Source organism: Cupriavidus sp. 05N39 (assembly GCF_056397325.1).
Genome location: NZ_JBFTNE010000003.1, coordinates 171,206 through 193,594, shown reverse-complemented (window position 1 = coordinate 193,594; position 22,389 = coordinate 171,206). Strand labels below are relative to the sequence as shown.

Sequence of the window (22,389 nt, the reverse complement as noted above, 5' to 3'; positions counted from 1 at the left end):
ACCCAGCACGCTGCGAAGATCGAAATTGCCCGGTTCGTCCGGCTGGACGCGGTCGGCGCAGGCGCCGAGGTGGTGCGCCATGCGGCTCTGGGCCAGGGCGGCGTCGCCCTGTTCCAGTGCATCGAGAATCTCTTCGTGCTCGTCGAAGGAGCAGGCGTTATTGCCTGGCGCCTCGACGCTGGCAATCATCAGCGTGGTGCGCGAGACCAGCCGACGCATCATGGTGACCAGCAGCGCGTTGCCGGAGAGTTCGGCCAGCGCGGTATGGAACTCGGCCGACAGGCGGATCCATTTGGGGCGCTCATTGGTGAGGAAAGCCTGGCGCTCGGCCTCTACCATCTTGCGCAGCGGCGCGATCACGCGCTTGACGTCGCGCATGGCGGCAAGCTTTTCCAGCACGGCGCGCTCCAGCATCTGGCGCAGCTCGAACATGTCGTGCGCTTCGTCGGTGGAGGGGCTGGCGATAAAGGCGCCGCGGTTGGGCTCGAGATCGACCATGCCGTCTGCGGCCAGGTGCGCCAGTACCTTGCGCACCGTGTGGCGCGCGGTGGCATAGATTTCGCACAGCGAATGCTCGGTCAGCTTGGTGCGCGGCGGCAGCCGGTGCTCCATGATCGCGTCATAGATCTCGTGATACATGCGCTCCTCGACGGAGCCCCTGCGGGCGGGCTTGATTTCGGTCGGGGCGGCGGTGTCATCGGCACCGCCAATCAGCTTGAGACTCTTGGACATCTTGGCACCAGTGTATTGGTGAGGAGGGGGAGCGGCGCGCCGCCGGCAGCGAGTAAAAGCAGGGTGGCGCGCCCCAAAAATTGTTGACAATTATTTGGTTATGGCGGCAATATTGTCAACAAAACCGAGCTAGGTTTTCGACAACTCAGGGTAATTCCCGAGTTGCCATACGGAGTGGTGCAAAGCATTGTCGCCCTGCACCAGTCCAGCGCCGGGATGCGTTAGAAATACGTACCGAGCGGGCACCATTCCCACAAATGGTGCTAGTGAAGGCAGCGGCGCCTCTCACAACCCAAAGCCCTAAGGAAGAACAGGATGGGACGCTTGACCACTCATGTACTCGACACCGCAGCCGGCGCACCCGGCGCCGGCATGTCGATTACCCTGCATAAAATTGTCGACAATCGCAAGGAGACGCTGAAGACAGTCGTCACCAACCACGATGGCCGTTGCGACCAGCCCCTGCTGGATGGCGACACCATGGCCGCCGGGGTGTACGAACTCGAATTCGGTGCCGGCGATTATTTCCGCGCCCAGGGCACGAAGTTGCCCGAGCCAGCTTTCCTCGACGTGGTGACGCTGCGTTTCGGTATTGCCGATACCGCCGCGCACTACCACGTGCCGCTGCTGGTTTCCCCCTGGTCGTACTCGACCTACCGCGGCAGTTGAGCGCGGTACGGGAAACAAAGGAGACAAGACATGGAAGGCTATATCCTCGACTGGGCCAATATGCTGCTGCGGTGGGTGCACGTAATCACCGCGATCGCATGGATCGGTTCCTCGTTCTATTTCGTCTGGCTGGACAACAGCCTGACCCGCCCCGATGACCCCGACCTGCAGGAGAAAGGCGTGGGCGGCGAGCTATGGGCGGTGCACGGCGGCGGCTTCTACAACCCGCAGAAATACCTGAGCGCGCCCAAGACATTGCCGGAGAACCTGCACTGGTTCTACTGGGAGTCGTATTCCACCTGGATGACCGGTTTCGGCCTGCTGGTGGTGCTGTACCTGTTCAACGCCAGCACGTTCCTGGTCGACAAGAACGTCATGGACATGTCGGCGGGCGCGGCGATCGGGTTTGCGCTGTCTTACCTCGCCGTGGGCTGGGTGGTCTACGACTGCATCTGCCGCGTGTTTGGCAAGAGCGACCGCACCGTCGGCATCCTGGTGGCGATCTACGTCGCGCTGGCTGCTTACGTGGCCTGCCACGTGTTCTCGGGCCGCGCGGCGTTCCTGCTGACCGGCGCGATGATCGCCACCATCATGAGCGCCAACGTGCTGGTGTGGATCATTCCCGGCCAGCGCAAGGTGGTTGCCGCGCTGCGCGCCGGCGATCCGGTGGATCCGGTGCATGGCAAGAACGCCAAGCAGCGCAGCGTGCATAACACCTACTTCACGCTGCCGGTGCTGTTCGCCATGCTGTCGAACCACTACAGCATGACCTACAGCTACAAGTACAACTGGGCCGTGCTGGTGCTGATCATGCTGGCCGGCGTGCTGATCCGCCAGTTCTTCATCCTCAAGCACAAGGGCAAGATCAATGTCGCCTGGCCTGCCGCCGGTGTCGCGGTGCTGGCCGTGGTCGCGGTCATGATCGCGCCGCAGCCGCGCGAGACGGTGGCGAACAAGGATGGTGCTGCCGCGCAGGTGAGCTTTACCAAGGTGCAGGAGGTTATCAACTCGCGCTGCGTCCAGTGCCATGCCGCCGCGCCGAAGATGATGCCGACTGCCGCCAAGGGCATCAAGCTGGACACGGCCGACGAGATCAAGGCGCACGCGCAGCTGATCTATCAGCAAGCGGTGCAGCAGAAGGCCATGCCGCTTGGCAACGTCACGCAGATCACGGACGACGAACGGGCGCTGCTGGGCCAGTGGTTCGAGGCCGGCGCCAAGACGACCAACTGATCCGCCAACTGATTGACGGGGATCCTCGCGGATCCCCCCTGACCGAGCATCGGTGATCGACGGTCCGGTGGCCGTGCAGCTTGTGGCCGGAGGTCTGGACTGGCGAGGGTTTGAACGGGGCGCACGCCCCGTTTTTTTGTTTCCGCACGGCGGCGGGCCAGGGGCCTATTGCAGGTTCGCTATGTAGTTGGCGAGGTTCTGGATATCCGCGTCTGACAAGCCACGCGCCACGCTGGTCATGTTGCCGGCGTCATTGGTGCGCTTGCGCGAGCGGAAGTCTTCCAGTTGCTTGACGATATAGGCGTACTGCTGTCCGGCCACGCGGGGAATTTCATTCTGCCCGCTGAAGCCGCCGAGATGGCACATGGTGCAGAGCACCTCTTCGGACTTCTTCCTGCCGGCTTCCACTTTTTGCCCGTCTGCCTTGAACTGGGAAGGAATGGGCTTCTGCGCAGCGAAATAATCCGCCAGGTCCAGCATATCCTCGCGCGATAGCGGCGCGGCCATCTGCGTCATCGGCGGGTGGCCGCGGCGGCCTTCCTGGAAGTCCTTTAGCTGCATGTAGATGTAGCGCGCGGTCTGGCCGGCGAGCACCGGATAGCCCGGATTGCCGGGGTTTCCCGTCGGCCCGTGGCAAGCCACGCAGGTTTCCGCCTTGCGCTTGCCGGCCTCGGGGTCGGCGCGCGCGATGCCGGCCGCGCATGCCAGCAACACGCACAGAACAAGTGCCAGCCCCGACAGCGCAAACTGCCGGGGCCGTCCGAGGGGGATGCGCATGCCTATTGCACGGCGAACACCAGCACGGTGTTGCCGCGCTTGAAGTCCAGTTGCGTGTTGCCGCCCGCCGCTACCGCGATGTACTGCTTGCCGCCCACCATGTAGGAAACCGCGGGTGCGTTGACCCCGGCGCCGCATTGGTACTCCCACAGCTTCTTGCCCGTGCTCGYGTCGAAGGCCCTGAACAGGCCGTTGCCTTCCCCGTTGAACACCAGCCCGCCGGCGGTGGCCAGCACGCCGCCGATCAGCGGCTGCTCGGTCTTAAAGTCCCAGGCAACCTTGCCGGTATCGATATTGACCGCGGAGAGCTTGCCCCATTGCGCCTCGGACGGGATGGTCTTGAACGCGCCGCCCAGCCATAGCTTGCCACCGGGGTAGGGCGTCGCTTCCACCTGGTAAGTCATGGGCTGGTGCAGGTTGGCGGCATAGGCCAGCCGCGTCTTCGGGTCGAACGCCATCGGCGACCATTCCACGCCACCGTTGGCGCCCGGCAGCATGCGCGCGCCGGAGGCGGTGGGCAGCGTCCACATGTTCTCCTGCGGGATCATGGCCTGGGAGAAGCGGATCAGATGGCCATCGCGGCGGTCATGCACATAGATGTGGCCGGTCTTGCCGCCGTGAATCACGCCGGGAATCATCTGGCCGCTTTTGTCGCGCACGTCGACCAGGATCGGCGGGCTGGCGGCGTCAAGGTCCCACACGTCATGGGCGACATATTGGGAGTGCCATTTGTAGGCGCCGGTATCCAGGTCGACTGCCACCATCGAGTCGGTATAGAGGTTGTCTCCGGGGCGGATGGCACCATACAGGTCGGGCGATGGGTTGCCCACCACGAAGATCGCCATCTTGTTCTTGCGGTCGATCGCCGGCGGCATCCAGACGCCGCCACCAAGGGACTTGTAGAAGTCGCCGCCCTTGTCGGCCAGTTGCTTCTTCTCCGCCGCGATGTCGCGCTTCATGTCGCGTCCCGTCGCGTCCGTGGTGGCCCAGACGCCTTCATGCCCTTTCTCGGGGATGGTGTAAAAGGTCCACAGCAGCTTGCCGTCGGTGACGCTGTAAGCCTTGAGGAAGCCACGGATGCCGTACTCCCCGCCGTTGGTGCCGATCAGGATCTTGTCGTCCACCACGACCGGTGCCATGGTTTCCGAATAGCCCAGCTCGGGATTGGCGATCTGGGTTTCCCACAGCAACTTGCCGGTTTTGGCATCGAGCGCGACCAGCTTGGCGTCGAGCGTGCCCATGTAGAGGCGGTCGCCGCTGACAGCCACGCCGCGATTGTTCGGGCCGCAGCAGAAGGTCGTGATCGGACCCATCTTGTGCTTGTAGTGCCAGAACTCCTTGCCGGTCACGGCATCGATCGCATAGACGTGGTTGTAAGAGGTGGTCAGGAACATCACGCCGTTGACCACGATCGGCGCGGTCTCCATGGACTCGATCACGGCGGTCTGGAACTGGARGGCCGGCTTGAGCCTGGCGACGTTCTTGGTGTTGATCTGGCTGCCCGGGTAATAGCGGGTTTGCAGGTAGGAGCCGTTCGAGTGCAGCCAGTCGTTCGCATTGCCGCCGGCGGCATCGAGTTGCGCCTGCGTAACCGATGGCAGGGGCCTGGTCATGGCGGCGCCGGTCGTCGTGGCGGCGCCCTGGATTTCGTCCGCGCCGAAGGCGACGGTCGCAACGGACGCGGCGCAGGCGGCAAGGGCCAGGAGTAGCAGGGGGAGGGTCAACCGGGAAGGGCTGCGAGCTGCGAGCATGGGGAGCTCCTTTCTTGCATTCTTTTGTGCCCCCGGCTTTCCCAGGACAAAAGCATGTGCGCGTTGCRCACCGAGGCGGCCCGGGGTCAAAAGCAGTATAGGAAAGAGTGCAGGCAAAACAACCTTGTATCGCAATCGCTTGCATCACTGCCGCCGCCGCGCCGCAATATCAAAACATGCCGCGCCGCAACACGCGCTCGGACGCTCCTTGAATTAGCGCGCCTTACGCACCACACTTAGCCGGAAACGTGCAGCGATGAGGCTGGCCACCTATGCGTGGCGGGGGAGACGGACATGGACGGACGCACAGGATGGCGCGCGGGGATCGCCGCGCTGCTCTGCGGCATGGGCATGTTGTGGCTGCCGGCAAGGGCAGACGACGACATCGGCCTCAATGCCCGCTTGCTCGCGGCCGCCAGGGCGGGCGACGCCGCGGGTGTGCGTGCCACGCTGCAACAAGGAGCGGCGGTGGACGCGCGCAACCGCATTGGCGATACCGCATTGCTCACCGCCAGCAAGCGGGGCCTGACCGAGATGGCGCGCACGCTGGTCGATCACGGCGCCAATGTCAGCCAGGCCAACGTGCAAGGCGTCACGCCGCTGATGGCCGCGGCCTTTGGCGGCTATGAGGAGATCGTGGCGATGCTGCTGGTGCGCCATCCTGATCTGACAGCCACGGATCGCGTCAACAAGAGCGCCATGGTCTATGCGGCAGGCGAGGGCCACGCAGGGGTGGTGCGGCAGTTGCTGGATGCTGGCGTGGACGTCAACGCCACCTACGGCAACGGGCTCACCGCGCTGATGTGGGCGGCCGGCTACGACCGGGCCGATACGGTGCGCCTGCTGCTCGCCAAAGGTGCCAGGCAGGATCTGCGCGACAATCGCGGACTGACCGCGCGCGAGATCGCGGAGCAGGTGCACGCGTCGAAGGTGGCGAGCTTGCTGGACGCGCCGCGCTGAGCGCCTTGCTTGCGGCGCGGCAGGCCCGGCACCCGATGCCGGCCTGGCCCGCCGTCATGCCGGGATTCCGCTACCGCCTCGTCAGACCGCCGTACGCCGCGAGGATGCGGGCGCCGGGGGGCGCCCGCATCCTCGCGCGTAGTTGGACCAAAGTCCAATATCTGCGGTCTTCCAACTGTCATAGTCTTAATCGAGCGTCGAATCAGGTGGGGCCCTGCGGTGCCTGTATGGGGAATTTCGCCATGAGCAAAGTCAAACCGTTCGTCGCAGTGGTTGATGACGACGAATCGGTGCGTCGTGCCATCAAGCGGCTTTTGCGCTCCATCGGGCTGTCATCGGAAACGTTCAAAACCGGGGACGAGTTCCTGGATATGTTCGATTCCATTCCGTCATATCGCCCAGGCTGCGTCGTGCTCGATGTGCAGATGTCCGGCCTGAACGGGCTTGAGGTCCAGCGGCGGCTCACGGGCAGCGGCATCCCGGTGATCTTCATCACGGCGCATGACGAAGCCGGTGTCCGCGAGCAGGCTTTGGCGGCTGGAGCGGCGGCCTATCTGCGCAAGCCGTTTAACGATGAAATCTTTATCAAGGCCGTGCGCACGGCCATCGATCCGACTTCCGAGGGGTGAGGAACGCGAACCGGCTTCGAGCGCCCGGCAAGCGGCTATTGGACCAAGGTCCAATTGTTTTAGCGGGACCCGGATATCACTATTGATATGAACCGGCAAGAACATCAGGTGGGAATGCGCTTTACACCATGTCGTCATTTTCTGAATGGAGCACGCATCATGATCAAGTACCTTCGGCTCATTCTCGCGATTCCGGTCATGCTGGTCGCGGTAGCCTGTTCGACCCAGCAGACGTCAACCGTGGGCGGTGACCCGCAGCTGGAAGCGGCCGCGCGTGCGGCCCTGGCAAAGCTGAATGATACGAATCCCAGGACCAAGAACCTCCTGACCGCGGCGAAGGGGGTTATCGTGTTCCCCGACATCATGAAAGCGGGCTTCCTCGTGGGCGCGCAAGGCGGCAACGGCGTGATGTTTGCCCCGGATGGCAGGGTGCTGGGCTACTACAACGCCACGGCGGTCTCGTATGGCCTGCAGGCGGGCGCCCAGACCTTCTCACTGGCAATGTTCTTCATGAACGACAAGGCTTTGAGCGATCTCAATGATAGTGACGGGTTGTCGGTTGGCGTTGGGCCGAGCGTTGTCGTGGTGGATGAGGGCGTTGCAAAATCCATGACCAGCCAAAACCTGACATCGGACGTCTACGCCTTCATCTATGGGCAGCAGGGCTTGATGGCCGGCCTCGGCTTGCAAGGTCAGAAGATCACCAAGCTCAGTAAATGAAGCCGATGACGGTGCCTGTCGGTGGGGCTCCACTTACAGCTAACGCGCGTCGCGCCCCTTGCGCTCGACGCGCGTTAGGTTCGCCTGAGCGCGACAGCAGCGTGGGGCGGCGTGCATTGCGCGGCATTGCCTGTTGGCCTGGTTCACGGAGGACCAGCGAACTGGCCGGCCAAGGAATATGGGGGAGTCTCAGGTCATGCTACGAATGCAGCGAGTCCCAATTGGCCTGATCGCGTGGATGCTGGCGTTCGGTGCCGCCGCGCAGCAGCCCATCATCTATCCAGCCAAGGGGCAGAGTACGCAGAAGCAGAACTCGGACACCGCCGAATGCCAGTTGTGGGCGAAGCAGAACACCGGGGTGGATCCCGTTGCCATTGCGCAGCAATCCGGCCAGCCAAGTGCTCCGCCGCAGCAAGGGGGGCGGGTCAGGGGCGCCGCGGGCGGCGCCGCCGTAGGCGCTGCGGTGGGTGCGATCGCGGGCGATGCCGGCAAGGGTGCGGCGGCTGGCGCGGTCACGGGGACCGTGGTCGGTGGCTCGCGCCAGCGACGCGGCAACCAGGCCGCGGCCGAACAGCAGCAAGCGGGTCAGCAACAGGCGTCCCAGCAAATGGCCACGTTCAACCGGGCGGTGGCGGCGTGCATGACGGGCCGGGGATACACGGTGCAGTAGTGCTGTAGTGCGGTAGTGCAGTAGAGGGCAGGGGCGGAGAGTTGGGGATCCACAGATGACAACGAAACCAAGGCGAACCGCGTTCGCGTCCGCGACAGCATGGCGCAGAGACGCGGGGACTATCGCGCTCGGCGAGATCCCCGGCGCAATGGCGTTGATGCTGGTGAATCGCGACGACGTGCTTGTGCTGTCTGGCTACGGCATGCCGCCGTAGCTGGCTGCGGGTCCGGCGTGCTTGCGTTGTGTTCCAAGAGTCCGAGTTCCCAATGGGAGACTCAAATGGTGATTTCACCTTCGCGGATCGTAAACGTCGGTTGCAGGCACGCGCTCAACCGCGCCCGCCTGCAGTTCGCGTTTGCCGGGGCGACCTTAGTGCTGCTTGCCGGCTGCCACAAGCAGGCGAACGAAGTGCCGCGTGCGATAACCGAAGTGACAGTCATGACTGTCGCGCAGCGTGACACGCCGGTCGAATTCGAGTTCACCGCCCAGACGCAAAGTTCGCGCGAGGTCGAGATTCGCGCACGTGTCGACGGCTTCCTGGAAAAGCGCGTCTATACCGAGGGTGCGCTGGTGCGTGCCGGGGAGACGCTCTTCCTGATGGACGCCAAGCCATTCGAAGCGGCACTCCAGTCGGCAAAAGGCCAGCTCGCGCAGCAGCAGGCCAGGCTCACCGTGACCAAGGCCAATCTGGCCCGCGTGGTTCCGCTAGCCGCTCAGAACGCCCTCAGCCAGAAGGACCTTGACAACGCGACGGGCAACGAAAAGGAGGCCGAGGCCGCGGTGATCGCCGCCCAAGGCGAGGTCCGGACCGCGGAGCTCAACCTGAGCTACACGACGATCAAGTCCCCGCTCATGGGTCTGTCGAGCTTCGCAAGGCAGCAGGACGGCAGCTACGTGACAGCGGCCGCGACGGGCTTGCTGACCTATGTTTACCAGCTTGATCCGATGTGGGTGAACTTCAGCATTTCCGAAAATGAATTGCTGTCCTACCGCGACCAGGTCGAGAAGGGACAGCTGCGGTTTCCGCCCAACAACGACTTCGAGGTCACGGTTGTGCTTGCCGATGGCAGCCTGTTCCCGGGCAGCGGCCATATCAATTTCACCAATCCGGCATTCAACACGCAAACCGGAACCTTCCTCGTGCGGGCCTCGTTCGCCAATCCGCAAGGCACCCTGCGCCCCGGGCAGTTCGTGCGCGCACGGGTTGCCGGCGCGGTGCGCCCCAATGCGATTCTCGTGCCGCGACGTGCCGTGTTGCAGGGTTCCAAGAGCCATTTCGTCTGGACCGTCGATAAGGATTCGAAAGGCCATCAACGGGTTGTCGAAGTCGGGGAATGGAACGGCGATGACTGGTTCATCAACGCGGGCCTGAAAGCCGGCGAGCGGATCGTCGTCGACGGCGCCATTCGCGTCGTCGCCGACACGCCGCTGAAAATCACGCAGGCGCCGGCCCAGAAAGCCGCCGCCGATACGCCGCGCAGCGAAGAGCGAAGCCTGTCGCGGCGTCAGTCTGACACTATCGCGACGAACTGACCGGGCAGGCGAAATGAACATTTCCCATTTCTGCATTGACCGGCCGATCTTCGCGTCGGTCATTTCGATCGTGATCACGCTCGGCGGCGCGCTGGCGATGCTCAACCTGCCCATCGCGCAGTATCCTGACATTACGCCGCCGCAGATTACCGTCTCCGCCACGTACCCCGGTGCGACCGGGGATGTGGTTGCAAACAATGTCGCCGCGCCGATCGAGCAGCAGGTCAATGGCGCGGACAACATGATCTACATGAACTCTTCGAGTTCATCGACCGGCAACTTCACCCTTAACGTCTTTTTCGAGATCGGCACCAACCCCGAGCTTGCCCAGGTCGATGTGCAGAACCGGGTGAACCTGGCGCTGCCGCAATTGCCTTCGTCGGTTCAGGCCCAAGGCATCCAGGTGCAGAAGAAATCCTCGGCGTTCATGATGGTCCTCGCCATCTACTCGCCCAGCGAACGCTACGATGCAACCTACATTGCCAACTACACCAACATCTACGTGCTGGATGCGCTAAAGCGCATACCCGGCGCCAATCAGTCGAGCATCTTCGGCACGCCTGATTACGCGATGCGTATCTGGCTCAAGCCTGACCGCATGGCGCAGCTCGGTATCACGGCCTCCGACGTGCAGAAGGCGGTCGCCAACCAGAACCAGCAGTTCGCGGTCGGCAGCATCGGCCAGTCGCCAACCGGCACGGCAGTCGAGCAGTCATTCGCGGTAACCACCACCGGCCGCCTGAGCAATCCGGCCGAGTTCGAGAACATCATCCTGCGCGCGGCGAGCGGCGATGCCGCGATGGTGCGTCTCAAGGACGTCGGCCGTGCCGAACTCGGCAGCAAGGACTATTCGATCCGTAGCAAGTTCCAGGGCAAGCCGGCGACGGTGATCGCCGTTTATCAGCAGCCGGGCGCCAACGCGCTCGACGTGTCCAACCAGGTGCGCAAGACGCTGGCGGAGATGAAGAAGTCGTTTCCGGAAGGGCTTGAGTACGAAATCGCGATGGACACGACCGAGTTCACCCGTGCGTCGATCTCGGACGTCATTCACACCTTCTTCGAAGCACTCGTGCTGGTGGTGATCGTCGTGTTCGTGTTCCTGCAGAGCCTGCGCGCCACTTTGATCCCGGTGCTGGCGGTGCCTGTGTCGATTGTCGGTACCTGCATGGGCATGATGGCGCTCGGGTTTTCGATCAACATGCTGACCTTGTTCGGCATGGTGCTGGCGATCGGCATCGTGGTGGACGATGCCATCGTGGTGATCGAGAACGTCGAACGGAATATGAGCGTCCACAAGCTGAATCCGAAGGACGCCGCCAAACGGGCCATGGACGAAGTCACGGGGCCGGTGATCGCGATCGTGCTTGTGCTGTGCGCCGTATTCGTGCCGGTGGCGTTCCTTGGGGGTATTACCGGACAACTGTACAAGCAGTTCGCCATTACCATTGCGATCTCGGTGGTGTTCTCGGGGCTGGTCGCGCTCACGCTGTCGCCTGCGCTGGCGGCATTGCTGCTGAAACCCGGACACCATGAAAAGAAGGGCTTCTTCAGGTGGTTCGAGAATGCCTTCGGGCGCATGACCGCTGGCTATACGAACCTGGTGAAGATGGTCATCAAGCGCTTCGTGGTCGCCTTGTTGCTGTTCGTCGGCATGATCGCGCTTGCGGTTGTCATGATGCGGTCGATCCCGACCTCGTTTCTCCCGCCCGAGGACCAGGGCTATCTGCTCGGGGCGGTGATCATGCCGGACGCCGCGAGCCTGGATCGCACCGGGGCGGTGTCACAGCACGTGACCGACTATTTCATGAAGCAGCCGGCCGTGGGCAGCGTCACGGTGGTCGACGGCTATAGCCTGCTCGACAGCCAGAACAAGAATAACGCCGGAGCGTTCTTTATCGGGTTCAAGAGCTTCGACGAGCGCTATAAATTCGCCAACATCAAAACGCAGAATGCGCGCGCCGTGCTGATCGACGCCTACGAGCAGCTGTCGAAGGTAAAAGAGGGGATCATCCTGCCGGTCAATCCGCCGTCGATCCCGGGGTTGGGTACGACCGGCGGCACGGAGATGTGGATCCAGAGCAAAGGGGACGGTTCCATCCCGCAACTCGCGGGCGTGGTGAACGACTTCATGGCCAAGGCGAAGCAGCGGCCCGAACTGGCCCGCGTCACGTCGACCTTCAATGCGGCGGCACAGCAGCTGCTGGTCAACGTGGACCGTGAAAAGGCGGAAACCCTGGGGGTGCCGGTCGAGGAAGTGTACAGCGCGATGCAGACCATGTTCGGCTCGCTGTACGTCTCGCAGTTCAATCGTTCGAGCCGGCTCTGGCAGGTCATCCTGCAAGCGGAGCCGTCCTACCGGCTCAAGCCCGGGGATCTCGACCAGATCTTCGTGCGCGGCAAGACCGGCAACATGGTACCGCTCAAGGCCGTGGTGACCACCAAGTTCGTCACCGGTCCGGATCTGGTGACGCGCTTCAATAATTTCCCGGCGGTCAAGATTACCGCCAATGCGGCCCCGGGATACAGCTCGGGGCAGGTCCTTTCCACGCTGCAAGAGGTGGCGGACGAGGTGATGCCCAACGACTACGGGGTGGGGTGGAGCGGCGAGGCGTACGAAGCCCTGAAGGCCAGCAGCTCGTCGGCGCTTGTGTTCGTGTTCGGCCTGATCATGGTGTTCCTGATTCTCGCTGCGCAGTACGAGAAGTGGAGCTTGCCGGTGGGCGTGCTGATGGCGGTGCCGTTTGCGCTCTTTGGCGCGTTGCTTGCCATCCTGCTGCGCGGCCTCGATAACGACGTCTACTTCCAGATCGGCCTCACGATGCTGGTGGCGCTGGCGGCCAAGAACGCGATCCTGATCTTCGAGTTTGCCGTGCTGAACCGGGAACAGGGTGAGTCGGTCTATGACGCCGCGGTCACGGCGGCGACCGAACGGCTGCGTCCGATCGTGATGACCTCCCTTGCCTTCATCCTGGGCTGCGTGCCGCTGGCGATCGCACTCGGCGCATCGGCGAACAGCCGGCATTCGATCGGGACCGGCGTCATTGGCGGCATGCTCGGCGCCACGGTGATCGCGGTGTTTTTCATCCCGATGTTCTTCTACGTGCTCGAAACCATGTCGGAGAAGAAGGGCGGAGGCAAGAAGACTCCCGGTCCGGAAGGCGGCGCGCCCGGCGAGCCGGCACCGGGCTCCATTGGGGCGGGAGCGGGCGGCCCGACGGCCACGCCGTCCGCCAGACGCGAGGACGAATGACATGCGCACTTCGGCTCTTTCGCTAATGGCCTTGCTGACGCTCGGCGGTTGCCTGCTCGGGCCGAACTATCAGCGGCCGGCCGTCAACACGCCGGCTACCTTCCGCTTTGCCGAGGCGGATGCTCAGGATCTCGTCAATACGACGTGGTGGGTGCAGTTCGAGGATCCGGCGCTCAACGATCTGATCGCGACGGCGCTGGCCGAGAACAAGGACGTGAAGATCGCGGCGGCGCGCGTCGAGCAGTTTCTCGGGCAATTCCAGAGCACGCGCTCGCAGTTGTTCCCGCAACTCGGCGCAGGGGCCGGGGCACAGCGTGAGCGCGTGCCGCTAGGGACGACGACATTGCCGTCCGGCGTCGGACAGGTATTCAACCAGTACCAGGCGACGCTCTCGGCGGCATGGGAGATCGATGTCTTCGGCAAGCTGCGCCGTCAGACCGAGTCCGCCCGGGCGAGCCTGCTGGCGAGCGAGGAAGGCAGGCGCGCGACGATCCTGACGCTCGTCGCTTCCGTGGCGTCGTCCTATGTGAATCTGCTGTCGCTCGACCGGCAACTGGAAATCGCCAAGGCGACCGTGGCAAGCCGGGCAGAGTCGGTGCACGTATTCGATCTGCGCTACAAGGGCGGGGAAGTTTCACAGATGGAACTGGCGCAGAGCCAGTCCGAATACGAATCCTCGCTGTCGACGATTCCGCAGATCGAACTCCAGATCGCGCAACAGGAGGATGCGCTATCCATCCTCCTGGGGCAGAACCCGCAACCGATCCAGCGTGACCGCAAGCTGGACGACCTGGTGTTGCCATTGGTGCCGGCCGGATTGCCATCCGAATTGCTCGAACGCCGCCCCGACCTGCGGCAGGCCGAGCAGGACCTGATCGCCGCCAACGCGCTGATTGGCGCGGCGCGCGCGCTCTACTTCCCGTCGATCTCGCTGACTGGCGTGTTCGGCACGGCGAGCACCCAGTTCTCGCAGCTCTTCACCGGCCCGGCCAGGTTGTGGTCATACGCCGGTGCGGTGACGGTGCCGATCTTCACCGCGGGCAACATCAGCGGGCAGGTCAAGCAGGCCGAGGCACTGCAGCAACAGGCGCTGTTCACGTACCAGAAGGCGATCCAGGTAGCTTTCCAGGAGGTCGCGGACTCGCTGGTGTCCTTGCAGAAGACGCGCGAGAAACTCATTGTGCAGGGACGGCAGGTCGACGCGCTGGCGACCTACGCTAGGCTCGCACGGTTGCGCTACGAGGGCGGATACACGAGCTACATCGAGGTGCTGGATGCCGAGCGCAGCCTCTTCAACGCGCAACTGAGTTACGCCCAAGCGCAGGGAAYGGTCTTTACCTCAAGCGTGAATCTCTATAAAGCGATGGGTGGCGGCTGGGTGGTCGACGCGGAACGTATGACCTCGGTAGTGTATGGCGACGGCGGCAAATCCGTGCCACCGGACGCATCGCCCTCCGGCACAAGCAAATCACTGCCATGACAGCGGCGCGCCTGATCGCCTGCCACGAGTGCGATCTGCTGCAGCGCGAGACGGCGTTGCCAAGAGCCGGCATCGCGCGCTGCCGGCGCTGCGGCGCGGAGCTCTATCGGAGCCGGCCGGAGAGTCTCGACCGCGCGCTTGCATTGACGCTCGCGGCGCTCGTGCTGTTCGTGGTGGCGAACATGTTTCCGGTGGTAGGGTTGTCGGTGAACGGCGATCTGGTCCAGACGACGCTGTTCGGCGCGGTTCGGATACTCTATCGCGACGGCATGTGGCCGCTCGCCGGCCTCGTGTTCGTCACCACGCTCCTGATGCCGCTGCTGAGAATGCTCGCGATGACGTATCTCTTGCTACCGCTGCGGCTGCGACGGTTGCCGCGCCGGCCCGACGCGGTGTTTCGCGTCCTGGAACTGGCGGCGCCCTGGGGCATGACCGAAGTCCTGATCCTCGGCATGCTGGTCGCCCTGGTCAAACTCGCGCATATCGCCACGGTGGTGACCGGCGTCGCCATGTGGGCGTTCGGGGCGGTGATGCTGCTGCTCGCCGCCGCGTCCTCCGCCTTCGACGTTCGCGACCTGTGGGCCCGGATAGATGCGGCATCGCACGTAAGAGGGCGTGGCGTGATCGCTGCCTCGGCCACCACGGCTGCCCGCGCGGGCTTGCTGGTCTGCCACAGTTGCGGGCTGTTGTCGCGGCTGGCTCCTCATGCCCATGAAGGCAGCTGCCCGCGGTGCGGCACTCACCTGCACTTTCGCAAGCCGGCCAGCATCGCCCGTACCTGGGCGTTCCTGATTGCAGCGATGATCCTGTATATCCCGGCCAATCTGCTGCCCGTGATGGACACGAGTTCGCTCTTCGGCTCGGAGGAGGATACGATCCTGAGCGGCGTGGTCTACCTCTGGACCTCGGGCTCCCGGTTGTTGGCATGCGTGGTATTCATTGCGAGTATCGCGGTGCCGATGCTCAAGATCATCGCCATGCTGTTTCTCGTCAGTTCGGCACAGTTTCACTCGCGATGGTTGCGTGAGAGGCGGGCGCGCATCTATCGTCTGGTGGAAATCGTCGGGCGCTGGTCGATGCTCGATATCTACGTCATCACGCTTCTGGTTGCGCTCGTGCAGTTCAGTTCGCTGGCGACGATCAAGGCCGGCCCGGCCTCGGTCGCGTTTGGTGCGGTGGTGGTGCTGACGATGTTCGCCGCTATGTCGTTCGACCCGCGTCTGATCTGGGATGCCGTGGAGAAGGATCGTGGCTAATCCTCCTGAACAAGGCGACGAACCCGGCGCGCCTGACTTTCCCGAGGTGGTCGCCACGCAGCACTCGCGCTGGCGCCTGCAACTCGTCTGGCTGGTGCCGCTCATCGCAGTGCTGATCGGCGGCTGGCTGGCGGCACAGGCGATCCTCCAGAAAGGCCCGACCATCACCATCAGCTTCAAGACCGGCGAAGGTCTCGAGGCGGGAAAGACCAAGATCAAGTACAAGGATGTGGACATCGGCGTAGTCAAGAGCGTCATCCTGTCAAAAGACCATCGCGGCGTCATTGCAAGCGCTGAACTGGCCAAGGACGCGTCGGACTTGCTGGTCGACGACACCCGCTTCTGGGTCGTGCGGCCGCGCATCTCCGGCGGCACCGTATCGGGCCTGGGTACGCTGCTGTCCGGCTCGTATATCGGCACGGACGTCGGCAACCAGACCAAGTCGCGACGCGACTTCGTCGGCCTCGAGACCCCGCCGGTTTTCGCGAAGGATGTCCCCGGGAAGGAGTTCGTGCTCAAGAGCGAGGATATGGGCTCGCTCGATATAGGCACTCCCGTTTTCTTCAGGCGCTTGCAGGTCGGCCAGATTTCCTCCTACAACATGGACGCCGACGGAAATGGTGTCACGCTGCGGGTCTTTATCAATGCACCCTACGACAAGTATGTGCACGCCGATACGCGCTTCTGGCACGCAAGCGGTGTCGATGTGTCGCTCGATACAAGCGGCGTGAAGGTCAATACGCAATCGATGGTCGCGATCCTCATTGGCGGGGTCGCGTTTCAGTCCCCCGATGATGCAGAGAGTGGACCGCAGGCTGAGGCCAACGCCCAGTTCGATTTGTTCCGCGACCGTGCGGAGGCGATGAAGCGCCATGACAAGATTGCCGAGACATTCGTGTTCAGCTTCAGGGAATCGGTACGCGGCCTGACGGTCGGTGCGCCCGTCGATTTCCGCGGCATCGTGGTGGGCGAGGTGACAGGGATCTACACGCGCTTCGACCGGGAAAAGAAGGAGTTCAGCATTCCGGTCGAAGTGCGGATCTATCCGGAGCGTTTCACGTCGCGGTATGAGACGGGAGTCAAGGGGGGCAGGCTCACGGACAACCCTCACGCGCTTGCTGTGTGGCTGGTCGAACATGGCTTCCGCGGGCAGCTTAGAACCGGCAACCTGCTGACCGGGCAGCTCTACCTCGCGCTGGACTTCTTCCCCGCGGCTCCCAAGGCCACGGTGGACTGGGACGCCAAGCCGCCTGAGTTGCCTACGGTTCCGGGCGGCCTGCAGTCTCTTCAGGACTCGATTACAAGCCTGGTTGCCAAGCTCAACAAGGTGCCGTTCGAGGGCATCGGGAAGGATGTCCGAGTGACCTTGCAAAATGTGGACAAGCTGCTCAAGACGCTCGATGCGGAAGTGGCGCCGGAGGCGCGCGCCGCGATTGTGTCGGCGCGCACGGCGCTCGATTCGGCCAACAGCGCGATGCAGCCGGACTCGGCACTGTCGCAGAGTACAGCCGATACGATGCGGGAGCTGTCACGCACGGCGGCATCGCTTCGCGCTCTCGCGGACTATCTCGAACGCCATCCGGAAGCGTTGATTCGCGGCAAGACGGAGGACAAGAAGTGATGCGCTCTCTTCTTCTGATAGCTGCGGTACTTGCGGTTTCGGTGCTCGGTGGTTGCGCGAGTTCGCCTCAGGCGGTTTTCTATACCTTGAGTCCGGAGCGGACAACGGTGCCCGTTGAGGCCAGTGTCGCGCCACTTGCTATCTCGATCGGGCTGGTGGCGGTGCCGGACATTGTCGACCGCCCGCAACTGGTGTTGCGGGTCAATGCGACGCAGGTAAGGATCGACGAGTTCGCCCGCTGGGCCGAGCCGCTGAAGAGCCAGGTTGCGAACGTGATGGCTGCAGACCTGGCCCAGCTGTTTCCCGGTGCGCATGTTTCAAGCTATTTGCAATGGGCTGATCGTGCGACGGCGTACCAGGTTGCGGTCGACATCCAGCGCTTTGATTCCGCACCGGGCGATGCGGCGTCGATCTCGGTGTTGTGGCTGGTGCGGCCGCCAAAGCAGGGGACGCCGGTGAGCGGCCGCAGTATCGTGAGCGAGCCTGCCGGCGCTCAGGGTTACGATGCGCTGGTCGCTGCGCACAGCCGGGCGCTGGCCGCGGTCTGCCGCGATATTGCCGCGGCGATCCGCACGACGCGTGGAGAGTGACAACTTGGGATCGGCGCCGGCCGCATGGAGCGAATCAGGGGTCGGGCTTCGCCGCGGTCCGCTGTTTTTGCGGAAGGCGCTCGCCCAGCGATTCATAGATTGGCGGACAGCGCAACATGATGGGGACGACCATCGCGGTGAAGCAGGCTGTGAGCATGGGCAACAGCAATGTGAAGCTTGCCGTCATCTCCGTCACCAGGACGATGCCGGTGATCGGGGCGCGCACCACTGCCGTAAAGAAGGCCGCCATGGCGACCACGGCGAACGCGCCGGGAGAAGCGGCCACGCCCGGGAACCAGTGAATACAGATCCTGCCGAAGACAAGGCCCGTCTGCGCGCCCAGAACGAGCATCGGCGCAAACAGGCCGCCTGGCGTACCCGCGGCGTACGATACGGCTCCGAGGCCGAAGCGGATCAGGAACACCAGCGCGATGCCGGAAAGCGCGCCCGTTCCCGCGAGAGCGCGCTGTGTGATTGCGTCGCCGCCACCCACCAGGTCCGGAGCAAACCACGCGAGTAGTCCGACCCCGGCCCCGACAAGCGCGGCGCGCACTTCGGCCGGCCAGCGGGCGAGCCCATCGGCTGTGGCTAGCGCCCAGAGGATCGTGCGGCAATAGGCGACCCCTGCAAGGCCGACGACCACACCGAGCGCGAGGTGCGCCGGCACCGTTCCGGCACCGGGAAACGGTTGTGCTGCCAGCTGGAAATCCGGCAGATCGCCGTGGATCAGGCGCGCTACCGCAATGGCGCCCGCCGACGCGCCGAGCGCAGCAATGGCCGTGCGCGTCTCGAACCGGCGCATCAGTTCTTCGAGGACGAACACCGCGCCGGCGATCGGCGCATTGAACGCCGTCGCCAGTCCAGCACCCGCGCCAGCCGCGAGCAGAACCCTGCAGTCGTCCGCGTTGCGGCGAACCAGTGTCCCGAACAGGTGGGCGATCGACGCACCCATTTGCACGGTGGGGCCTTCGCGGCCCAGGGCCAGCCCGGCGCCGATGGCGAGCACGCCACCAAAGAACTTGACCGGGACGAGCGCGAGGGGTGCGGCAGGCTGGTCGGCGCTCAGCACGGCCTCGACGTGAGGGATGCCGCTGCCGCTCGCCTCTGGCGCGAAGCGCCTGACGAGCCATGCCGCCAGGGCGGTCGAGGCCGCGGCGGCGAACAGGACGAGGACCAGTCCGATGACGTGCCCGTGTGCCCACGAGACGAACAGGCCGCGTAGTCTGTCCGCATGCTCAAGCGCCAACCGGAAGAGCGTCCCCAGCAGTCCGGTGGCCGCTCCCACGATGAGGGACGCGATGGCGAGCGCGACCAGCCCGCCGCGCTGTCGGTCGACATCGGTGCTGTTCATGATCTACGCATATCTACGCAAGCGCCAAGGCCGCTCGCGCAGGTAACGGCAGCGAACGCGGAGCGCGGGGCGATCTACGACGGTGTGCAGGCGCCAAATAGTACGAACACGTCTTCGCGGTTCACAAGCGTCGCGGACATGGAGCCGGTCTTGGTGTCGAGCGCAATGCTCCAGCCGTAGCCCAGCTCCGTGCCGATAAGAAGCAACTGCCCATTGCTTGGCTCCATGAAGCGGATGTCGGTGGAACGCTGTGGTCCCGACACGGTCTTCTTTGCGAAATTGATTTTCATGAATTGCGGCGCGCCCAGGATCGCAGGAAGCGTTCGATAGCAGACCTCCCCGATATCGCAGAAGTGTGCGTCGACGGTGGCGCACAAGAGCGGCTTGCTGCCGTCGAAGTCCGCGGCGAGCACCCATGCAGGTGTTGCACAAACAAGGGTAGCGAGGGCGGTTGCCCGCAATGTCTTCAGCATGGCGCTTCCTCCTGCCTGTCGTGAACCGGCCAGCGAAAGACGGGGCAACGGACTGGCTGGCCGGCGCCCCGATGATGCTGACGTGATCGCTACTCGACCGTGTAGCCACGGCCAGTCATGCATGCCGCCACCGCACGGTTGTACGTCGAAAGCTGACCCGATGCCTGCTGCTGCATGCTTTGTTGCTGCATGTCCATTTGTTGTTGTTCGCGCCGCATCCGCATGCCGGAGCCCATCGTGCCGACGAGCGCACCGACCGCGGCTCCCTCGCCCCAGTGGCCGCCCGCGGCCCCGCCGATCAGGGTCCCGAACAATGCGCCACCCCCGGCGCCGCGAAGGAGCCGGCCTTGCTGTTGTTGGGGTGGCGGACTTTGGGCCATGCGCTCCGCGAGCGCGACAGGATTGACGCCGGTGGTTTGCTGCGCCCACGACTGGCATTCCGCGGTATCGGTTTGCTGGCGCTGCGGACTCTGTCCCCTTGCGGGGTAGATGATGGGTTGCTGCGCTGCTGCGGCCGATGCCAGCGACGCGATTGCCAGGCCGATCAGAGTTCGAGCAGTTCCTTGCATGGCTCCAGGTCCCGGGTGTCATTCGCTACGGCGTCACCGCCCGATTGATCCGGGACGGTGAGAAAACCTCTCCGGCCTCAGGCCGGAACTCGCGCCCGGCCCGTGGGAATGCCAGGATCGGGCCGCTCATCTCGTGCAGAGGTGACTGGTGGTTGCAGGACGCGCATACGCTTCGATGCGTCCACGATGCTTCGCGGTTCGCCACGGCTGTAGGCAATATTGGTATCGCTGGCGCTCAAAGGCAATTGGACCTTGGTCCAATAGGGTACCGGCGCCGCAGACTCTCCGGCATCGTTCACGATCGGTTCGCGCCGGACCCTTCGCCCGCAGCCCGTAGCGACACCAGCCGCGCAAGCACGATCGCCGGATAAAGCTGGCCGATCAGCGCCTCAAGAATCGCAAGCGCCCGCGCAGYGTTGGCGACCGGCGTGATGTCGCCATAGCCTACCGTCGTCAGCGTGACAAAGCTGAAGTAGAGCCAGACCGAGCGATCCGAAGCCGTGTCGGTGTTCGGGATTCCAGTGTAGGCGCCGGGAACGTGAACGCTGACGAGCTGGTCGGCTTCCGCCCAGACAACCCCGATCAATATATAGAGGGCCACGGCGCCCAGGATCCGGTCGAATGTCACCGTGCCGGGGCTGAACACCTTGATCCCGATGACCACGCCAAGAAGGCCAAGTGAAACAAGCACGGTTTCGTCAAGTATCCCCTGCGAATGCGCCGGCGCAAAGAGCCATCCCGCCCAGCGCACCAGGATGGCCGCAGCGGCGACCAGCGCGACCATCAGGAACTGCAAGCGGCGGTCCGACACCGCCGCCACGCCGGTCAGGAGAATCAGCGACAGGAGCAACTCCCGCATCAGCCGCGCGTAGAAGCTGTCCGGCGCCACTGAAAACGGTACGACGAACACGAGCAGCAGGAGCAGGACCAGGAGCGCTACCATGCTCCCGGCGCGTATTTGCTGCGCGTGCTCACGCCACCATTGCGCATGTGCCATAGCCGCTCCCATCCGCGTCGGAAGCGGGCGGGGCCATGCCGGCGCACAGTCTCGACGCATTGCGCAGTGAACCTAGCACCACTGAAGAGCCGGCACTATGGGACCTTGGTCCAATTGCGTCATGGCGAGCGGGGAGCAAGATATGGCTGGGTCCCTCTTTTCCAATGCCGCTCCGTCGCGGCGCCTGCCATCCCAATATGTCGTGCCAGCCATCCGCGGTGCGTGCCGCACGAGGCGGCGGGGACCCCAGTGAATCGGGGGGGCAAGGCCAGGTCCGCCGGGCCGCGGTGTTCTCGGGTAGCTCTCTGGATACCCACGGGCGCTGCGCTCATGACCACATGCGGAGGGTTGAAGCATGAATCACATCGTCATCGCCCTGATCGTGTTCGTGTGCGTATTCGGCAGTTCGCTGGTCGGCATGTACACGCGCGCCGTGCTGCCGGAGAACCACCTCAGCGATCAATCAATCGGTGTTGTCAAAATGGCGACCGGCCTGATCGCAACGATGGCCGCGCTGGTGCTCGGGCTGCTGGTGTCGTCGGCAAAGGGCACGTTTGACACCACGAGCGCCGAGCTTGTGCAGAATTCCGCCAGCGTCATCCATCTCGATCGCGTGCTGGCCAAGTATGGGCCGGAAACGCGCGAGGTCCGGGGCTTGCTCAAGAGTATCTACGCCGAAAAGGTCCAGATCCTCGGTTCTTTGGACGAGACACAGTTGGGGACGCTGGGTAATGCCGAAGCGGTCAGCCGGCTGGAAGAGTTCCAGCGCGCGCTGGAGGCACTGGCGCCCCGCGACGACCGGCAGCGTCAACTGAAGGCGCAAGCCCTCCAGATTATCGATAACGTGTTTGCTGCGCGCTGGCTGGCGTTGCTGCAGACGAAGGCTACGATTCCGATATCCCTGCTGATCGTGCTGGTGCTGTGGCTCTCCATTGTGTTCGGCACCTTCGGCTTGTTCGCCGACCGCAACGGGACCATCATTGCAGCCTTGATGATGTGCGCGCTATCGACGGCAGGGGCGATTTTCCTGATCGAGGAGATGAGCACGCCGCTCTACGGGCTGGTCAGCGTGTCGCTTGCGCCTATGCGCGACGCGCTCGCCCATCTCGGCCAGTAGGTCGGCGGGCC

21 protein-coding genes are annotated in these 22,389 nt (G+C 63.9%); 14 read left to right on the top strand and 7 right to left on the bottom strand.

Annotated features, from left to right (window positions below):
- Nucleotides 1-732 (bottom strand): GntR family transcriptional regulator (locus tag AC1DN0_RS02740; RefSeq protein WP_477145519.1); only part of this gene is annotated, 732 nt, incomplete at its 3' end.
- Nucleotides 733-1,047: 315 nt separating this feature from the next.
- Here AC1DN0_RS02740 and uraH point away from each other — a divergent pair.
- Nucleotides 1,048-1,401 (top strand): hydroxyisourate hydrolase, encoded by a 354-nt coding sequence (gene uraH / locus AC1DN0_RS02735; protein ID WP_441628146.1) that lies wholly within the window; start codon nucleotides 1,048-1,050, stop codon nucleotides 1,399-1,401.
- Between the two features lie 30 nt (nucleotides 1,402-1,431).
- Nucleotides 1,432-2,634: a urate hydroxylase PuuD gene (locus AC1DN0_RS02730; RefSeq protein ID WP_477102403.1), complete on the top strand. Its 1,203-nt coding sequence runs from the start codon at nucleotides 1,432-1,434 to the stop codon at nucleotides 2,632-2,634.
- A gap of 165 nt (nucleotides 2,635-2,799) precedes the next feature.
- Here the strand turns inward: AC1DN0_RS02730 and AC1DN0_RS02725 are convergent, their stop codons facing one another.
- On the bottom strand, nucleotides 2,800-3,411 hold the full coding sequence (locus AC1DN0_RS02725) for a c-type cytochrome (protein ID WP_441628142.1): 612 nt from the start codon (nucleotides 3,409-3,411) through the stop codon (nucleotides 2,800-2,802).
- 2 nt (nucleotides 3,412-3,413) lie between these two features.
- Nucleotides 3,414-5,162, bottom strand: coding sequence for an outer membrane protein assembly factor BamB family protein (locus AC1DN0_RS02720; protein ID WP_477145518.1), 1,749 nt, complete (start codon nucleotides 5,160-5,162; stop codon nucleotides 3,414-3,416).
- Nucleotides 5,163-5,456: 294 nt separating this feature from the next.
- Between AC1DN0_RS02720 and AC1DN0_RS02715 the strand changes: the two genes are divergently transcribed.
- The 11 genes from AC1DN0_RS02715 (at nucleotide 5,457) to AC1DN0_RS02665 (ending at nucleotide 17,871) form a co-directional block, all read left to right on the top strand.
- Nucleotides 5,457-6,122 carry an ankyrin repeat domain-containing protein gene (locus AC1DN0_RS02715; RefSeq protein WP_441628138.1) on the top strand — a complete coding sequence of 222 codons (666 nt, stop codon included), beginning with the start codon at nucleotides 5,457-5,459 and terminating at the stop codon, nucleotides 6,120-6,122.
- 242 nt (nucleotides 6,123-6,364) lie between these two features.
- On the top strand, nucleotides 6,365-6,751 hold the full coding sequence (locus AC1DN0_RS02710) for a response regulator transcription factor (protein WP_441628136.1): 387 nt from the start codon (nucleotides 6,365-6,367) through the stop codon (nucleotides 6,749-6,751).
- A gap of 159 nt (nucleotides 6,752-6,910) precedes the next feature.
- Nucleotides 6,911-7,471, top strand: a complete 561-nt coding sequence (locus AC1DN0_RS02705; protein WP_441628134.1) for a lipid-binding SYLF domain-containing protein — start codon at nucleotides 6,911-6,913, stop codon at nucleotides 7,469-7,471.
- A 196-nt stretch (nucleotides 7,472-7,667) separates the two neighbouring features.
- The gene (locus AC1DN0_RS02700; RefSeq protein ID WP_441628132.1) at nucleotides 7,668-8,141 is read left to right on the top strand and encodes a YMGG-like glycine zipper-containing protein; all 474 of its coding nucleotides are present in this window, start codon (nucleotides 7,668-7,670) and stop codon (nucleotides 8,139-8,141) included.
- Nucleotides 8,142-8,196: 55 nt separating this feature from the next.
- Complete coding sequence (locus tag AC1DN0_RS02695; protein WP_441628130.1) at nucleotides 8,197-8,355, top strand: hypothetical protein; 159 nt, start codon at nucleotides 8,197-8,199, stop codon at nucleotides 8,353-8,355.
- Between the two features lie 65 nt (nucleotides 8,356-8,420).
- Complete coding sequence (locus tag AC1DN0_RS02690; RefSeq protein ID WP_441628128.1) at nucleotides 8,421-9,674, top strand: efflux RND transporter periplasmic adaptor subunit; 1,254 nt, start codon at nucleotides 8,421-8,423, stop codon at nucleotides 9,672-9,674.
- Between the two features lie 13 nt (nucleotides 9,675-9,687).
- Nucleotides 9,688-12,924: an efflux RND transporter permease subunit gene (locus AC1DN0_RS02685; RefSeq protein WP_441628126.1), complete on the top strand. Its 3,237-nt coding sequence runs from the start codon at nucleotides 9,688-9,690 to the stop codon at nucleotides 12,922-12,924.
- A 1-nt stretch (nucleotide 12,925) separates the two neighbouring features.
- Nucleotides 12,926-14,404 carry an efflux transporter outer membrane subunit gene (locus AC1DN0_RS02680; RefSeq protein WP_477145517.1) on the top strand — a complete coding sequence of 493 codons (1,479 nt, stop codon included), beginning with the start codon at nucleotides 12,926-12,928 and terminating at the stop codon, nucleotides 14,402-14,404.
- Nucleotides 14,401-15,660 carry a paraquat-inducible protein A gene (locus AC1DN0_RS02675; protein WP_441628122.1) on the top strand — a complete coding sequence of 420 codons (1,260 nt, stop codon included), beginning with the start codon at nucleotides 14,401-14,403 and terminating at the stop codon, nucleotides 15,658-15,660. The genes AC1DN0_RS02680 and AC1DN0_RS02675 overlap by 4 nt, the downstream gene beginning before the upstream one ends.
- A complete protein-coding gene (locus tag AC1DN0_RS02670; RefSeq protein WP_441628120.1) occupies nucleotides 15,635-17,281 on the top strand; it encodes a PqiB family protein in 1,647 nt (548 codons plus the stop codon). Before AC1DN0_RS02675 ends, AC1DN0_RS02670 begins: the two co-directional genes overlap by 26 nt.
- A complete protein-coding gene (locus AC1DN0_RS02665; RefSeq protein WP_441628118.1) occupies nucleotides 17,281-17,871 on the top strand; it encodes a PqiC family protein in 591 nt (196 codons plus the stop codon). Before AC1DN0_RS02670 ends, AC1DN0_RS02665 begins: the two co-directional genes overlap by 1 nt.
- A 34-nt stretch (nucleotides 17,872-17,905) precedes the next feature.
- Here the strand turns inward: AC1DN0_RS02665 and clcA are convergent, their stop codons facing one another.
- The 4 genes from clcA to AC1DN0_RS02645 form a co-directional block, all read right to left on the bottom strand.
- Complete coding sequence (gene clcA / locus AC1DN0_RS02660) at nucleotides 17,906-19,222, bottom strand: H(+)/Cl(-) exchange transporter ClcA (RefSeq protein WP_477111096.1); 1,317 nt, start codon at nucleotides 19,220-19,222, stop codon at nucleotides 17,906-17,908.
- 74 nt (nucleotides 19,223-19,296) lie between these two features.
- Complete coding sequence (locus AC1DN0_RS02655) at nucleotides 19,297-19,695, bottom strand: hypothetical protein (protein ID WP_477102394.1); 399 nt, start codon at nucleotides 19,693-19,695, stop codon at nucleotides 19,297-19,299.
- Between the two features lie 89 nt (nucleotides 19,696-19,784).
- Entirely contained in the window at nucleotides 19,785-20,264 is a 480-nt protein-coding gene (locus AC1DN0_RS02650) for a glycine zipper family protein (RefSeq protein WP_441628112.1), read from the bottom strand.
- Between the two features lie 295 nt (nucleotides 20,265-20,559).
- Nucleotides 20,560-21,207, bottom strand: coding sequence for a potassium channel family protein (locus AC1DN0_RS02645; protein ID WP_477145516.1), 648 nt, complete (start codon nucleotides 21,205-21,207; stop codon nucleotides 20,560-20,562).
- A gap of 409 nt (nucleotides 21,208-21,616) precedes the next feature.
- On the opposite strand from AC1DN0_RS02645, the gene AC1DN0_RS02640 reads away from it, so the two are divergent.
- On the top strand, nucleotides 21,617-22,378 hold the full coding sequence (locus AC1DN0_RS02640) for a bestrophin-like domain (RefSeq protein WP_441628108.1): 762 nt from the start codon (nucleotides 21,617-21,619) through the stop codon (nucleotides 22,376-22,378).
- Nucleotides 22,379-22,389 lie beyond the last annotated feature (11 nt).